Genomic DNA, 15,874 nt, shown 5'->3' with positions numbered 1-15,874 from the left:
CGCGCCCCGCCTAGTCTTCCTCGAACGTCACATCCATATAGTCCTGAAGATCAAACACCTCGCGCAAATTCGCCTGACGCTCGGACCAGTCAATGGACTTCAGAATCATTTTGGCCGAAACCAGTCCTTCATAGGAATAAAGGCACACAAACAACAATCCGGTCACCCAGCGCAAGCGAGCCTGAGTGGCGCGGGGCTTATCCTGCACCACGCGGGTTTCCGCCGCCCAGTCACAAAGATGCGTGCGATCGTAACGGAAAAATGCCAGGGCATAAATCCCCCAGGAAAAAAAGAAGCTCAAACGCCCCGTCAATGGGCGCAGCAGACACTGGGACCAATGCAGCTTTTCGGTGAAATTATTGGCGGGCACCACTTTTAAGCCCATAAACCACTTGCCCGGCGTGGCCTGCATCAGCACCAGAAACACAAATTCATACACTGCGGGAATCAAAAACAGCAAAAACAACTGCAATAATGTCACGATGACGTCGTCTTCGGTGAAAATCAGTTTTAAAAACACCCCGGCAAAAGGCAGATAAAACGGCAGACTGATGATCTGATCAATGCCATAGGCAAAAAAACGTCTCCAGGTGCTGGGAACAAATGCGGATTCCATCTAAGTTGACTCTCTTTCCAGATATTTTTTCAACCACAGCAACGCTTCGTCGCGGCTTTGCAGCCGGCGCTCCAGTTGCTGCTCAAAGGCCCTTTCCAGACAGACTCCGATGGCCGGCCCGCTCAGGCGCCCTTTCACGTCCTCGCCGTTTAAAAACGGTCGCGGCAACACTTCCTGCCAGCTTTTCCATTCTGCCAGCAGAGTTTCAATCGCGGTCTTTTCAACCGCCTCGGACAGTGAAATTCTTAAGGCGAAAACAACGCCCTCTTTAGCCAACATTTGCAGTTGCTTTCCCAAAGAGTTCTTCAGCACTGCTTGAGGATCGTGCCAGACTTTCCAGGCATCCTCGATGGCCCGGCGATCGCGGGTGGAAAGCTTCAGCATATCCAAAGCCGCAACAAGCTCTGAACCTTGAGCACTTCGCACAAACAGCGCCAGACGCTGCCAGGATTCGGTGGCCAGGGGGTTTTTCACCCAGTCATTTTTGCGCAGACGAAATGGAAACAGCACACCCATCAGGCCCGAGTCTTTCATGACTTGCAGTCCGCGCCCGGCGTGCTCTGTTTTTAGAAGCTTGGTCATTTCATCGCGGATGCGCTCACCACTGACGGATTTGACTTTGGCGGCCATTTTTTTAACGGCGGCAAAACTGACCGGCTCCAGCTCAAAATTCAGTTGGGCGGAAAAACGGGCCGCTCGCAGCAGGCGCAGTTGATCTTCCTCAAAACGCCGCTCGGCCTCGCCCACCGTGCGCAGGATGCCGGCCTTCAGATCCTTCTGGCCCTCGACATAATCAAGCACCTGCGCTGTCGCCAGATCATAAAAAAGTGCATTCACGGTGAAGTCCCGGCGCTGGGCATCCTCCTGGGGACTTGAGAAAACCACGTTTTCCGGGCGGCGTCCGTCGCTGTAGGTCCCATCGTTCCGGAAGGTCGCAACCTCTATATCCGCGCCCTCGACAATCACACGCATAACCCCGAAGCTTTTGCCCACATTGACGGTTTTACTAAACAGGGATTCGACTTTTTCCGGGGTTGCATCGGTCGCCAGATCCAAATCATTGGCAACAATGCCCAACAGGGCGTCGCGCACACAGCCGCCGGCCAAAAAGGCCTTATAGCCATGGGCCTGCAGCTTGTGGTAGATTGACTCCACTGCCGGCCAATGAGGATGGGATTGAAGAAGACTTTGCACCTGATTCACATCCAAGATTGTAGAAAAAGACAGGCCTGAAAGAAAGAGTTTGTTCGCGTGACGCCACAGGAGATGAAATCTCTTATCGATGGAACTTTGACCGATCTGGGGTTTTCCCACTTCGGTTTTGCGCCATTGAGCAAACCCTTAAGCTTTGATTTCTACCGGGAATGGATTGACCAGGGACTGCATGGAGACATGACCTATCTGGCAGAACATGCCCAGATCAAGGAAAACCCGCAAAGCAAGTGGCCCCGCGCCCAAAGCGCACTGGTGTTTGCCATGCCCTATTTCCCCCATCCCGAGAAAAAATCTGAATTTCCGCTGAAACAGGCCCGCGTCAGTCTTTATGCGCAAGGCATGGACTATCACTTCTGGTTCAAGGATCGCATGAAGTCTTTGTGCACAGATTTGCAAAAGCTTTTTCCAGAAGAGGAGTTTTTGGCCTTCACCGACAGCAGCCCGGTGCTGGAGCGGGATCTTGCCAAACAAGCCGGCCTTGGCTGGGTCGGGAAAAACACCTGTTTGATTCACCCCAAAAAAGGCAGTTTGTTCTTTATCGGGGAAATCTACACTTCCTTGAAAATCCAAACCGAATTTGCACCTTTGCCGGATTTCTGCGGCACCTGCACGCGCTGTCTGGACATCTGCCCCACCGGCGCATTGATTGAGCCGCGCAAGATGGATGCACGCAAATGCATCTCGTATCTGACCATCGAGTCGCGCCAGATCCCCGACGAGGAACTGCGCCCGCAAATCGGCGATTGGTTCTTCGGCTGTGATCTTTGTCAGACCGTGTGCCCCTGGAATCAAAAAGTCTTTAAAGGCCAGCTTTCCATCGAAAAAAGTCTTTCCCTGAACGATGCGCAAGAATCCCTGCTGATAGAGGATCTGCGCTATATCCTGTCAGCTTCCGGCAAAAAAATCAGCCGTGATTTCCTGGGAACCCCACTGGCCCGGGCGGGCTCGTTTGGTTTAAAACGCAATGCCATGATTGTCGCGGTCAACCGGGGTTTGAAAGAACTGCGCCCGGAAATCCAAGCGCTGACGGAACACGAAAAATTAGGTGAGCTGGCTTTGTGGAGCCTGGCAAAGCTGGAAAACTAAAGTCCCAGTTTCTTCAGCAGGTCATCAATTTCAAACTGATTCATTTTAGACGGAGCCATGCCCGTATCCACGCTGGCACTGTAGGACTCATTGAACTGATTGGACACCCAGCGAAGCCGGTCGATAAAGGCCTGTGGGATGGTTTCCCGCAGGAAGTTGGAATCTTTATGGATATTTTCAAGCAGGGTTTCCAAAGTCTCTGTGGCATCCAGCAAAAGCCCCACACACACATGGAAGAACTGTTCATTGCCAGTGATCTGAGAAGCCTTGTATCCAACAGCTTTACACAGGGCCGCATAGTCGGAAATCATGTGCAACGCGTGCTCAGGAGGCGCCATCAGGGCCAGACTCTTGGCGCCGCCCATAATTCGATCGACGTTATTGCCATAATCCGCAAGTTTACGAACCTGAGAAAAGTCACCTTCAATACCTTCGAGAAGGTCCAACAACTCTTCAATCAAGGACTTTGACTCGTTCACAAAATCTTCTACAATTTCTTTATCAATCGACATCCACTCAAAGATACCAATCGAAGGATACAGAGGCAATGGATTATGTTTCTATACGTGTAAGCACCCTGCGCGGCGATCAGAAGATCGACTTCAACGCTTACGTTAAAATCAACGACAAGATGATACTCTACCTTCGTCGCGGCGACAGCTTTGAAGGCGAACGTCTGAAACGCCTTAAGGACAAAAAACTTCGCAAAATGTACATCCTCACCGACGAAGAAACCAGCTATCGCAGCTACCTGCAAAAGAATATCGAAACCGCCTATGACGACACGACCGGGAAGGATATTCAAACCCGCGCCGACATCATTCAAGGCTCCCAGCAAAACAACGCCGAAGAGGTTTTCGAAAATCCCGAGAACGTCGAAAGCTACAACTACTGCAAAGATGCCGCAGGCAAATATGTGAACTTCATCATGAGCAACGCCCAGGCGATGTCTGCGGTGATGAAGATTGAAAACACCGACAAGACGGTTTCTCATCATGGTGTCACCGTGGCGACTCTGTCGATCGCCCTGGCACAGAAGCTGGGAATCAATGACCCCAAAAAAACGCAGCTTCTGACCCTGGGGGCTTTGTTGCATGATTATGGCCACCACAACACCACTTTGAACCTGAATCAACCCCTGTCAGGGATGAGCCCGGAAGACCTGGCCCTGTGGAAAAAACACCCGACCGAAGGCGCTCAGAAAGTTCAGGACAAAAAACACTTCGATCAGACTGTTATCAATATTATCGGCCAGCATGAGGAAACCATCAATGGCACCGGCCCCAAGGGACTGCGTGAAAAAGACATGGATCCGCTGGCAGTTCTGGTTTCATCAGCCAATGCCATGGATCGCCTGATCACGTTTGAAGGTGTCCCGAAAGCAGAGGCCGCGAAAAAACTGATGATTGATCACGTTGGCAAACACCCTCTTCAGCACATTCAGCTTCTGAATGATATTCTGAAGGGTCTCTAGATTTTTATTCAAAAAAGGGTTTCCATCACCATCCAATGGGAGTAAGGGTTATGTATGACCCTTACAGACTTACGCCAAAACTGGCGCCACATTCTGCACAAGCTGGAATATCAGGACACTTTGCGTGTGGTCCCTTATCTGCTGGCAAGTCTGGTGGCTGCCGGAACATCCCTGCTGTACTCGCAGGCGTTTTTCTTTGGTGAAGAGGTCGCTCTTCACGTGGTCGAAAACTTTCACTGGGCCCTGTCTTTGCTCGTCACCCTGTCGATGATTTATTTAAGCTGGTATCTGCCCTATCGTTTCGCCAAGCAGGCCGGAGGCAGTGGCATCCCTCAGATGCTCATTGCCAACGAGCTGGATCCCGCCTCTGACAAAGCTCTGATCCGTTCTTTGATTGGCATTCGCACCATCACCATGAAAATCATTTCCTCTATCGCGTGTGTCCTCGGTGGCGGCGCCGTCGGCCAGGAAGGACCCACGCTGCAGATCGCATCAGGTTTGTTCTATCGAATCGGGGAAAAATCCACCAAATGGATTCAACAGCTTTCCATGCGCCCTTTCATTCTGGCCGGAGGCGCTTCGGGCTTGGCCGCGGCATTCAATACTCCCCTGGGTGGAATCGCCTATGCGTTGGAGGAGCTATCCAAGGACTACTTCAACAATTTCAAAACCTATGTGATCTGGTCGGTCATTGCGACGGGCCTGTTGGTTCAGACCGTCCAGGGCAGCTATCTTTACATTGGCTTTCCCAGCCTGGAATCCATCAGTTGGGAAACTTACATGTGGGTCGTGGTCACCTCTGCCATCACCGGGATTCTGGGGGCCACTTTTGGTTCAGTTTTATTTTCAGTGCACCAGAAAAGAAAAAGCATTCAGTCCTTCACGCGCTTAAGTCTGCTTAATCTGGGCTGTGGTTTTTTGTTCTGGCTGGGCATCACCTTTATCAGCAGTCACGGTGTGGGTGGTGGCAAAATGCTGATTTTGGATCTTCTGTTCCGCGATGGCGCAGCGACGGCTCAGGATATTTTAGTGCGCATCGGAGGCCCCTTGCTGATGGCCATTGCCGGAGCCGCCGGAGGACTTTTTGCCCCGTCTTTGACAATCGGTGCTGTGATGGGATCGTTTATGGCCCAGATCGTATGGCCGCACAACCACCATCTGTTGATCATGACGTCCATGATTTCATTCCTGTCTGGATTTATGCAGACACCTTTTACCGCCTTCATTCTGATCTTTGAAATGACGGACCGGCATTCAGCGCTGTTTCCCATGATGCTAAGTTCAGCCATTGCGGTGGGAACATCGCGAATCTTCCATAAGAAATCGTTCTATGATCTGGTGAAAGAGGATTTCCTGCATCAGCATCACAAAGCTTCAAAGTAGAGGACCTGAAGAAATAAAAAAAGGGCCCCTTAACGGAAGCCCTTTCAAGTTTCATTTTTATTTCCATTAGAAGATAAATCCAACTGTCAGCATCGGGAAGGTCTCTGTGACCTTATAGCTGTCCAGGGCCGGATTCGTGTCGCTCTTTTTATAGTCAATGCTTCTGTAAGTCAGCTCCACGCCGACAAAGAAGGAACTGGTCACATTGGTCATGTACCCAAAGTCAGCCTGAATTCCCGTGCCCTCTTTCAGCTCGTCGTATTCAGCTGACAGAAGATAGTGACCCTTCACATAAAAGCCGCTGGCTCCCACATACCCGATGGAGGCCCCGAGCGCATTTCCGTCCACAGATCCTGAATCTGTTTCTGTCTTGCGAAGAGTGTAAATACCCCCCAGATACAAACCATTGCCGCCGACATATCCCAGCTTGATATCATATATGCTGTTATTCGATTTACTTTCACCACCCGGGGAAGCCTCAGTGTTATTGTTGTACATGAAGATATTTGCATTCACCAACACCCCATTGGATGTCGCCGCCTGCGACTGCCAAGAAAGCACACTGCCTGTCATGAATACGGCCAAAGCCAGAATCATCTTGTTCATTCAACACTCCTTGTTTTCGGTTTATGCAGGAACGCCTTTGATTATATCGCCATTAATCAACTTCCTTGATTATATCGTCACCGACCAGTGATAAAAACTTTTTTTCAAGTGTCTCGGATGATGGTTGGGGTGTGGCTTTTAAGCTGATCGCGGCCATTTCCAGCAGTTGTTTTTTTGAATACTTCCTATCTTCCTGTAACAAGTCGATGAATAGCGAATCCACCACGTCCAGTGGTCTTTCCACCACAGTATTCTTTGCACCACTATAAACAAAAGCGTACATACCTTTGTCCCGATTCAAGACGAGATTGTCTCGGGATAATATCACCACCTGCAGACTGGGATTCAGTGCCAGCACACCGGGTTCTTCCGAACTGTCGCCGTCAAATGGCTGAACCTCAATCCATGCCTGCACCCATTCCCAGTGAGCCAGCTCCAGAATATCGGCCTGCCCCGGAAACTTCTGTCGCAAGTACCCGACAAAGTAGCGCCAGTGATCCTGTAAAAGCCAACTGCTCCACTCCATGTTTTCCAGATACTCATCACGCAGTCGATTCGCCGCCACACCCAAATGCTTTCGTGTGCGCGGGAAAAGACTTTCAAACAGGCGCTCTTGTTCTGCGCGCAGATTCAAACGCTCGCCTTCTTCAACGCGAAAGGGGCGAAGCCATTCCAGCGTGCGCAAAAGCTCTGCCTGATAGATGGAACTGACTTGTTCGGGAATCTGCATGCCGTGGGTTTGCACAATCAGATTCTTGTTCTTCGACAGAATCTCAAGCTGATGCCTTCGGAAAGCCCCCACCCCCACAATATCGATATCACGCAGGGCGATCGCGTCCGCATCGGGAAGGACTCCGTTCCATGGAAAAACAAGCTGAGGGGTTCTGGTAGTGTCGGACATTTCATTCCATCCTACGGGTGGTGTTTGGAGGGAGCAAGCTTCGCCCCCACAAATCCCGAGCATTACTCTGGAGATACCCATAAATTGCTGATTTCTTTGGCAATTGACTCGCGCAGTCAAAAAATGGAGTCGGAATACTATTGACCGGAATTTCACCTCATGGAAAAAGGTGGGGCATGAGAATTCTGCTTTTCGTCCTCATTCTGATTTCAGGCTTCGCCGCGCATTCTGCTCGTCCGATTTCCGGCACAGTAGAACGTGATGCTTCTGGCGTTTATCTGAGAGCTGATTCCTCTTGCGTAAGATACTTGATCGACACCAAATCCACGGACGCTGAAATCAGCGTGCGCAAACTTTCCACGGGTGACACTTTGACGGCTTCGGGCGCGCTGGATTCCAGCACCTGCACAGCGGTTATTGAAAGTGTTGATTATGTGGGTTTGAGAAAAATGCTGGGTTACTGGCACAGCGCTGACGGCTTGATCACCGTTCGTGATTTCAATTCTTTAAGTTTTTACCCGATCACTTTGAATGACTTCCAAAATGGACAGTCTTACAGTGAAGTGGATCCGATCGTTTACCGTTACAGCATGACTCCTTCTGATGGCAAAGACTGGGTGCTTTTCCTGTCTGATTCCACCAGCACCACGTTCGCGACGATTCGTTTTAACAAATCCCGCGCGACCATGAAGATCTATGATTCTGACACGGGCAACGTGACTCGCACTCTTTACCTTAATAAGTGGGGCAACCTGAAATAATGAGCTGGTTTCATTCCATCGACAAACATCTTCTTTTCACCAAAAACGACAAAGAGGATCCGCGTCTTGGAGAATGCGTCCAGCTCCTTCATAAAGGTGACCTGAACACTCTTTCTGATCACACTTTCGACTTTGCTATTCTGGGTTTTCCGGACGACGAAGGCATTGGCCTGAACGGCGGTCGTGTCGGGGCTCAAGTCGCTCCGCGCGAGATTCGCACCTACCTGTACAAAATGACTCCGCACCTGCAAAGCACCCGTCTGCCACGAATTCTGGACATCGGAGATCTGGTCGATAAAGAAAAACCCCTGGCTGAACGCCATGAAAAAGCCCGCGAGGCGACACGCATGCTGGCCTCCAGTGGTCAGCACTGGATTTCCCTGGGTGGGGGCCACGACTATGGCTACTGCGACGGTGCGGGCTTTCTGGATGTCTTTAAAAACGATGCTGTTCTGATCAACTTCGATGCACATATGGACGTGCGCCCGACCGACAAGGGTTTTAATTCCGGCACTCCTTTCCACCGTGTTTTGTCCGAGTTCAAAGGTCAGGTGGATTTTGCTGAAGTCGGCATTCAAAACCAATGCAACAGCCAAGCCCACATTCAATGGGCCAAAAATCACGGCGCCGATGTTTTCACTTTGGATGACGTCAACGAGCACGGTCTTCAGTCCGTCCTTGCCGGCTATCTTAAAGGCAAAGAAAAGAAAAAGATTTTCCTGAGCATCGACATTGATGCCTTCATCTCCAGCGAAGCGCCGGGCTGCAGTCAGTCCTGGACAACCGGCCTTTTCACGAAAGAATTCCTGGCAAGCTTCCTGTGGATGATTGAAAAGTTTGACGTGCGCGGGATTGGTATCTACGAGGTGTCACCGCCTCTGGATCAGGACAACCGCACCAGCAAACTGGCGGCCTTGATCTGTCATAACTTTATCTTCGCCACTCTTAAAAAAGGCTAAGACATGAAACGCGGGTTTGGCAGCGACAATCATGCCGGTGTCCATCCACGGATTCTGCAATCAATCCTTGATGCCAACACCGAGCACGCTCCGGCCTATGGGACCGACGAATGGACCGAGCGCGCGGTGACTGAATTCAAAAATCAGTTCGGCAAAGAAGCTCAGGTCTTCTTTGTTTTCAATGGCACCGCCGCGAACGTCACCGCTTTACGAGCTATGGCTCGACCCTGGCAGTCGGTCTTCTGTTCGGACGTCGCTCACATCAATGTGGATGAATGCGGTTCACCTGAGTTTTTGAGTGGCTGCAAACTGCTGCCCCTGCCTTCCCACAACGGAAAGCTTTCGGTTGATGAACTTGAAAAAGCCTTCATCCGCCGTGGTGATCAGCATTACTCCCAGACGCAGGTGCTCAGCCTGACTCAACCCACAGAACTGGGAACTGCTTATTCTGTGGATGAAATGAAAAGCCTGATCGCCTGGGCGAAGTCGAAAAAACTGCTGGTGCATATCGACGGTGCCAGACTTAGCAACGCGGCCCTGTACCTGAAAAAGACCTTCAAAGAAATCACCACCGACCTGGGCGTGGACGTGGTTTCTTTCGGCGGCACCAAAAATGGTCTGATGATGGGTGAAGCGGTTGTGATCCTGAACAAGGACCTGGCTCAGGACTTTAAATACATCCGCAAACAAAGCGCCCAGCTTCCTTCCAAGACCCGCTTTATCGCCTGCCAGTTCGAAGCCTACTTCAAGGATGGTCTGTGGCAGCAGATCGCTGAGCATTCCCACCACATGGCGCTGTACCTTTATGACCAGTGCAAGGGCCTTGCGGGTGTGACCGTGCGTGAAGTTCCACAAAGCAATGCCGTCTTTGCGACCATTCCCAGCCACTGGGTGAAACCACTGCGGGAACATTATTTTTTCTATGTCTGGGACGAAAACACCTTTGAATGTCGCTGGATGACCTCCTGGGACACGCAAAAATCGGATATCGATGGTTTCGTCGCACTTTTAAAGGAGCAACGTCTATGAAATACCCTCCGGTTCACTATCACGACTATCTGGGCCTGAACCCACTTTTGAATGCCCAGCACCCGAAAAGCACCGAGTACGGAAAACCCGCTCACGACGAACTGCTATTCATTATCGTGCACCAGACTTATGAACTTTGGTTCAAACAGATTCTTTTTGAATTGGACTCCGTTCTTGCCACGTTCCAAAAGCCCACTGTGGCGGAATCCGAAATGGGCATTGCCAGCGCGCGCCTAGAGCGCATCGTCAGCATCCTGAAACTGATCATTGGTCAGGTGGATGTGCTTGAGACCATGACCCCTCTGGACTTCCTGGATTTCCGCGACATGCTTTACCCGGCCTCCGGTTTCCAAAGCTTCCAATGGCGTTTGATTGAAACCAAACTGGGTCTTCGCATCGGAGATCGTCTGGCTTACAACCAGTCCCCGTTTTATAAATCCTTGAGCGAATCCCAACAGGGCGAAATGATGAACATCATGAATCAGCCTTCCTTGCATGATTCCGTTGAAAAATGGCTGGAGCGCACACCGTTCCTGCAGGGTGAAAACTTCAACTTCTGGGATTCCTACAAAGAAGCCGTGAACAAAATGTTCCAGGACGACATCAACACTGTGAAAAACAATCCTCGTTTGCCAGACGAGGAAAAAACCCGCACGGTTGCCGGTCTTGAACAAACTCTGAAAAGCTTTGATGCCTTGTTTGACGAACAGGCGTTCAACAAACTTCGCGCCGAAGGTCAGTTCCGTCTGAGCTATAAGGCCATGCACGCAGCCCTGCTGATCCAGTTGCACCGGGACCAGCCGATTTTACAGACTCCGTTCCGTATCATCCGTGCACTTTTGGATATCGATGAAACGATGACAACCTGGCGTTACCGCCACGCTTTGATGGCGATGCGCATGCTGGGCCAGAAAATCGGCACCGGCGGATCCAGCGGTCACAAGTATCTGGCCGATGCGACCGCGAAGCACAAAATCTTTGGAGACTTCTTCAACCTGACCACGTTCTTCATTCCACGTTCTCAGGTTCCGCCCCTGCCGAAAGCGATCGCCGACCGCATGAGCTTCCATTACTGACTTGCCCTCCGGAGAAGCCGGAGTAGCTTACGCTGGCTTTAATTTCGGCGGCTGCCGAAATTAGCCGCTACGGCGACTTCTGCTTCTTTAGGTCTTTGGGGGAAATGGAGTGCTCAAGGCTTTGTTTGATCGCTTCGAAGAAACCGTTTTGAACGGACGACCAAAAGGCGCCCCATTTATCGATGCTGGGCGCTTTGGAAGCGCCCTCAAATTCGATCCGGGCGCCCAGTGTCTTACTGTCCCCATCCCGTAAAATCAGATTCACCAGGGCCAGCCCCACTTCGTTAAAAGCACGTCCCATGCTTTTAAAGGACTCTTTGTCATCAATGACATCCAGGTCTTTGATAAAAGGCTTTGCATAACCCTTGATCCGTCCATCACGACTGACACTTTCAACATACAAACTGAATTGCCCCTTGGTGAAGGTGAAAGGTCCATAGGCCATAAAAAACTCGTTCAAGGTTTGCAGCTTCAGATTCTGCAACTGGGCATCGGTATCAAAGCTGGGAACTTTGGAAAGCAGATTCAGACGGGCCTTGCCTTTCAAATCCGCATGTCCCTGCATGCGCGCGACCACCGCAGCCCGTGTCGGCAAAGGGTCTTTATTGTCTTCGGTATTGCGGATGTTGTCGATACGCCCTTCGATGCGGTCCACTTTCACATCCACGGGGACTTTAAAATCCCGGTTCAGAAAACGAAAAGAGCTGTCGGCAATTTTCACGGACTCCAGCGTGATGGGAATCAGTTTCTTAAAGACCGTTCGCCAGTCCTGCCCCTGACCAAGATCCTCTTTCTTTTCGTCTTTACTGTCACTCAGGCTGATCCTTGCACCGTGAACGGACAAATCCCCCAGAAACTCTTTTTTAAGAATCCCCCGCCAGGCAATAGACAAATCCAACTGATCCGCGGCAATCAATGCCTGGTCAGGACTGGCGCCTTTTTTCCAGATCTTCAGACCTTCGATCTGATAAGCTCCGCGGTATAAGGCCAGATCAAAATCCTCGATGCGGCCTTCATAGTTTTCCATTTTATTTCCCAGATACCAGTTGATGGCATACTTCATTCCCGTGGGCAGAAATATCCGCACCACAATCAGCACTAACACAACCCCCAGAATCACTTTCCCCGTCGGACCCAATCTGTTGATATACTTCATCGCCGCCTCCCAATCCCGGGACCAAGACCCAAAACATCATTATGACTTCCCCCGTCCCAATGCGAAAGAATCCGGTCCCGTTTTTGAGCATTGACACTACTTCCTGTCGCGAATTTCACTCTGCAACAGGGACAGCAATTCTTCAGACGACACACTTTGCGACGACTGCCCCCGTCGCTGCAGACTGAAGTGACCTGACTGCAGTTCCTTATCGCCGATCACCACGACGGAATGCACCTTCGCCTGCCAGCATTCGGCCACTTTGCGTGACAGGGCTTCGGCGCGATTGTCGACACTGACCCGCACAAAAGAATTATGTAACAGCAAGCGAAGACTTTCAGCCGCCTCCTGATGACGATCTGCCAGGGGCACAATGCGAACTTGCTCCGGTGACAGCCACAACGGAAAGGCTCCCTGATACTGCTCAATCAGCAAGGCCGCCATGCGCTCGTGAGAACCCAGCGGCGCCCGGTGTAAAATCACCGGGCGCTCTTTGTGGCCTTCTTCATTTATGAAGGACAAATCAAAGCGCTCGGCACTGATAAAGTCGACTTGCACAGTCGAGGCAGTTTCCTCTTTGCCATGCACGGACATAATCTGCACATCAATCTTGGGCCCATAAAACGCAGCTTCTCCCGGAGCCTCGAAAAACGACAGACCGCTTTCAAGCAAAACCTCTCGCAAAATCCCCTCGGCCCAATCCCATTGGGGATCGGCGACATATTTTTCCGAGGCCTCGCCCGCCTGCACTCCGCGCGACAGGCGCAGACGATAATTCGAGATGCCCAAAATCCGGTAGGCCTGCTGATACATGACAAGAACCTTGTGAATTTCTTCTTTCACCTGATTTTTTCGCACGTAAAGATGGGCATCATTCTGACAAAGCCCGCGCACGCGCATAAGACCGGACAGTGCGCCCGAGCCTTCGTAACGATACACCTGACCGTATTCAGCCAGTCGCAGCGGCAGATCACGATAACTGCGCAGTTTCGCAGAAAAGATTTTGTGGTGGTGCGGGCAGCACATGGGCCTCAGGCGATAGCGCACATTTTCAAGGTCCATGGACGGATACATGGAGTCTTCATAGTAAGGCAGATGCCCCGACTGATGATACAGATCCTCTTTGGCCAGATGCGGGCTGACCACGCGCTGATACCCGGCCAAAAACTCCATTTCCCGCGCCAGCTTTTCAAGTTCATCGCGAATCACCACCCCGGCGGGCAGCCACAAAGGAAGCCCCGCTCCGATAGATTCGTCACTGTGAAAATAGGAAAGTTCCTGGTTTAACTCACGATGATCTTTTTGGACATGACAGGCCCCGGCCTGTCCTTTTTTAAAGGAAGACATAAATAAATCTCTCTCCGCTTCTGCGGATTTTAAAATTTTAAAATAAATAAGGAAAAATGCGTCGGGGCCGCAAGTTGGGCGGCCAATAGAATATAGACCCCTACGGGGTGGTCACCGTGGTGGCGAAAGCAGAAATGAGGTTGAAAGACTGGTCAAAACTCATAAAAACGACGATAACACAAAGCTTCCTGGCCGGACCAATCGAACTTTTTTAGATTTCCCATAAGAAATACCCGCACCTGACCTTGCCAAACCCGCTTCTCGGCCCCAAATTGAGTGCATTATTAAGGAGAAACCATGGCCAAGCAGGTTCAAAACTTTAACGCAGAAATCAAACAACTTCTGGATATCGTGATCCACTCCCTTTATTCGCATAAAGAGATCTTCTTGCGCGAACTTCTGTCCAACGCATCTGATGCGATCGACAAACTGAAATTCAACTCTTTGACTCACCCGACTCTGCTACCGGAAAACTGGCAGCCCGCGATCCGTCTGGAACCAAACACCGAAAGCAAAACCCTGAAGATCATCGATAACGGTATCGGCATGACTCAGGAAGAAGTTGTCGAGTTCATCGGCACTATCGCGCGTTCGGGCGCAAAAGCCTTCATGCAGATGAATGCGGAAATGAAAACCAAACCGGAACTGATCGGTCAGTTCGGTGTGGGCTTCTATTCTGCTTTTATGGTCGCGGACCGCGTGACCCTGCACACTCAAAAAGCCGGCAGCAATGACGGCACCGTGTGGGAGTCCATGGGTGATGGCACTTATTCTTTGGACAACGTACCGCGCCCGGAAGGCACAGGCACAACCATCACTTTGCACATGAAAAACTTCAAAGAGGAAGACGAAGTTCAGGATTTCACCGACAAATGGATTCTAAAATCCCTGGTGAAAAAATATTCTGACTTTATCGCTCACCCGATCAAGATGATGGGCGAAACCGAGGAAGAAACCCTGAATTCGCAAAAAGCTCTGTGGTTGAAATCCCCTTCTGAAGTGAGCAAAGAGGAATACAAAGAATTCTATCAGCACCTGACTCACGACTGGAACGAGCCTCTGCGCACGGTTCACTATCGCGCCGAAGGCACGATGGAGTTCAATGCATTGTTGTACATCCCGGGCAAAAAACCATGGAACTACAACATGCGCGACATGGAATACGGCCTGAGCCTTTACATCAAGCGCGTGTTCATCATGGCTGACTGCAAAGACCTGCTGCCGCCTTACTTACGCTTTGTAAAAGGCCTGGTGGACAGCAGTGACCTGTCTTTGAACGTATCCCGCGAATTGCTGCAGCAGGACCGTCAGGTCACGCAGATCCGCAAGAACGTGACGAACAAAGCTCTTTCCACTTTGAAAGACCTTTTAAGCAAAGAGCGTTCTGCTTACGAAGACTTCTGGACTGAATTTGGTGCGACCCTGAAAGAAGGTCTGCCATCCGATGCGGCTAACAAAGAAAAACTGCAGGATCTGCTGCTGTTCCATTCCACGTCCTCTGACAAGATGACGACTTTGGATGAATACGTGTCGCGCATGAAAGAAGCGCAGAAAGACATTTACTACATCACGGGTGATTCCCTGTCCCAGGTTTCAAACAGCCCTTACCTTGAGAAGCTGAAAGAAAAAGGCTTTGAGGTGCTGTTGCTGGTCGACCCGGTGGATGAATGGGTTGTGGATGCTTTGAGCGAATTCAAAGGCAAAAAGTTGCAATCGATCATGCGTGAAGGTCTGGACCTGGACACGGCTGAAGAAAAACAGCAGAAAGAACAGGAAAAGAAACAGGCCGAAGTCACTTTGAAGCCGGTTTTGGAATCCATGAAAAAGACTTTGGAAAGCGACGTGAAAGACGTCGTACTTTCTGATCGCCTGACCAACACCCCGGCGTGCCTGGTGGCATCGTCCGCTGACCCTTCTGCGCACATGCAGAAACTGATGGCGCAAATGGGGAAAGAATACGCTGGCCAGCAGGTCAAACGCATCATGGAAATCAATCCGAACCACCCTGTGTTTGAAAAGATGCTGAAAGCTTCTCCGGAACAACAGACCAAATGGGCAGAAATTCTTTATGCTCAGGCTTTGTTGACCGAAGGCTCCAACCTTCCCGACCCAGTGAAGTTTTCTCAGCAAATCGCGGAGCTGATGGTGCAGGCCGCAGACAGCACGAAACACTAGCCCGCCAGGGGCAGAGCTGGAACGCCGCTACTCCGGCGAAGCCGGAGTGTAGATGGCCGCGCAAGCTGAAGTAACTAAAAGGGCTCCGTC

General features: G+C 50.9%; 15 protein-coding genes. 8 read left to right on the top strand and 7 right to left on the bottom strand.

Annotation, left to right across the window (positions count from 1 at the left end; genetic code table 11):
• Window positions 1-10: 10 nt before the first annotated feature.
• Together ACZ520_RS08580 and ACZ520_RS08575 are read right to left on the bottom strand one after the other, a co-directional pair.
• Entirely contained in the window at window positions 11-616 is a 606-nt protein-coding gene (locus tag ACZ520_RS08580) for an RDD family protein (RefSeq protein WP_088565374.1), read from the bottom strand.
• Window positions 617-1,819 carry a CCA tRNA nucleotidyltransferase gene (locus tag ACZ520_RS08575; RefSeq protein ID WP_464128176.1) on the bottom strand — a complete coding sequence of 401 codons (1,203 nt, stop codon included), beginning with the start codon at window positions 1,817-1,819 and terminating at the stop codon, window positions 617-619.
• 63 nt (window positions 1,820-1,882) lie between these two features.
• Between ACZ520_RS08575 and queG the strand changes: the two genes are divergently transcribed.
• Window positions 1,883-2,917, top strand: a complete 1,035-nt coding sequence (gene queG, locus ACZ520_RS08570) for a tRNA epoxyqueuosine(34) reductase QueG (RefSeq protein WP_417869380.1) — start codon at window positions 1,883-1,885, stop codon at window positions 2,915-2,917.
• Here queG and ACZ520_RS08565 read toward each other — a convergent pair.
• On the bottom strand, window positions 2,914-3,396 hold the full coding sequence (locus tag ACZ520_RS08565; RefSeq protein ID WP_232468548.1) for a hypothetical protein: 483 nt from the start codon (window positions 3,394-3,396) through the stop codon (window positions 2,914-2,916). The two genes, queG and ACZ520_RS08565, sit on opposite strands and share 4 nt — an antisense overlap.
• 68 nt (window positions 3,397-3,464) lie before the next feature.
• Here ACZ520_RS08565 and ACZ520_RS08560 point away from each other — a divergent pair, with 68 nt between their 5' ends.
• Window positions 3,465-4,391 (top strand): HD-GYP domain-containing protein, encoded by a 927-nt coding sequence (locus tag ACZ520_RS08560; protein ID WP_416480741.1) that lies wholly within the window; start codon window positions 3,465-3,467, stop codon window positions 4,389-4,391.
• Between the two features lie 54 nt (window positions 4,392-4,445).
• The gene (locus ACZ520_RS08555) at window positions 4,446-5,774 is read left to right on the top strand and encodes a chloride channel protein (RefSeq protein WP_464128171.1); all 1,329 of its coding nucleotides are present in this window, start codon (window positions 4,446-4,448) and stop codon (window positions 5,772-5,774) included.
• 66 nt (window positions 5,775-5,840) lie between these two features.
• On the opposite strand, the gene ACZ520_RS08550 is transcribed toward ACZ520_RS08555, so the two are convergent.
• The gene (locus ACZ520_RS08550) at window positions 5,841-6,380 is read right to left on the bottom strand and encodes a hypothetical protein (RefSeq protein WP_464128168.1); all 540 of its coding nucleotides are present in this window, start codon (window positions 6,378-6,380) and stop codon (window positions 5,841-5,843) included.
• Between the two features lie 52 nt (window positions 6,381-6,432).
• A complete protein-coding gene (locus tag ACZ520_RS08545) occupies window positions 6,433-7,281 on the bottom strand; it encodes a hypothetical protein (RefSeq protein WP_464128165.1) in 849 nt (282 codons plus the stop codon).
• A gap of 176 nt (window positions 7,282-7,457) precedes the next feature.
• Here ACZ520_RS08545 and ACZ520_RS08540 point away from each other — a divergent pair, with 176 nt between their 5' ends.
• From ACZ520_RS08540 to ACZ520_RS08525, 4 genes are read left to right on the top strand one after another with little or no spacing between them, the layout of a single operon-like run.
• Window positions 7,458-8,042 (top strand): hypothetical protein, encoded by a 585-nt coding sequence (locus ACZ520_RS08540; protein WP_232468550.1) that lies wholly within the window; start codon window positions 7,458-7,460, stop codon window positions 8,040-8,042.
• A complete protein-coding gene (locus tag ACZ520_RS08535) occupies window positions 8,042-9,001 on the top strand; it encodes a formimidoylglutamase (protein ID WP_464128161.1) in 960 nt (319 codons plus the stop codon). The genes ACZ520_RS08540 and ACZ520_RS08535 overlap by 1 nt, the downstream gene beginning before the upstream one ends.
• 3 nt (window positions 9,002-9,004) lie before the next feature.
• Window positions 9,005-10,030: a threonine aldolase family protein gene (locus tag ACZ520_RS08530; RefSeq protein ID WP_464128159.1), complete on the top strand. Its 1,026-nt coding sequence runs from the start codon at window positions 9,005-9,007 to the stop codon at window positions 10,028-10,030.
• On the top strand, window positions 10,027-11,106 hold the full coding sequence (locus tag ACZ520_RS08525; protein ID WP_374032819.1) for a tryptophan 2,3-dioxygenase family protein: 1,080 nt from the start codon (window positions 10,027-10,029) through the stop codon (window positions 11,104-11,106). Before ACZ520_RS08530 ends, ACZ520_RS08525 begins: the two co-directional genes overlap by 4 nt.
• A gap of 67 nt (window positions 11,107-11,173) precedes the next feature.
• Here the strand turns inward: ACZ520_RS08525 and ACZ520_RS08520 are convergent, their stop codons facing one another.
• Together ACZ520_RS08520 and thrS are read right to left on the bottom strand one after the other, a co-directional pair.
• Window positions 11,174-12,262 (bottom strand): DUF748 domain-containing protein, encoded by a 1,089-nt coding sequence (locus tag ACZ520_RS08520; RefSeq protein WP_464128156.1) that lies wholly within the window; start codon window positions 12,260-12,262, stop codon window positions 11,174-11,176.
• Between the two features lie 96 nt (window positions 12,263-12,358).
• Window positions 12,359-13,609, bottom strand: coding sequence for a threonine--tRNA ligase (gene thrS, locus ACZ520_RS08515; protein ID WP_464128152.1), 1,251 nt, complete (start codon window positions 13,607-13,609; stop codon window positions 12,359-12,361).
• A 297-nt stretch (window positions 13,610-13,906) separates the two neighbouring features.
• On the opposite strand from thrS, the gene htpG reads away from it, so the two are divergent.
• Complete coding sequence (gene htpG / locus ACZ520_RS08510; RefSeq protein WP_464128149.1) at window positions 13,907-15,784, top strand: molecular chaperone HtpG; 1,878 nt, start codon at window positions 13,907-13,909, stop codon at window positions 15,782-15,784.
• Window positions 15,785-15,874 lie beyond the last annotated feature (90 nt).

It is taken from the genome of Bdellovibrio sp. BIS2 (assembly GCF_055398295.1).
The sequence above is the reverse complement of the archived record's forward strand: the minus strand, read 5'-3'. Positions and strand labels throughout refer to the sequence as shown.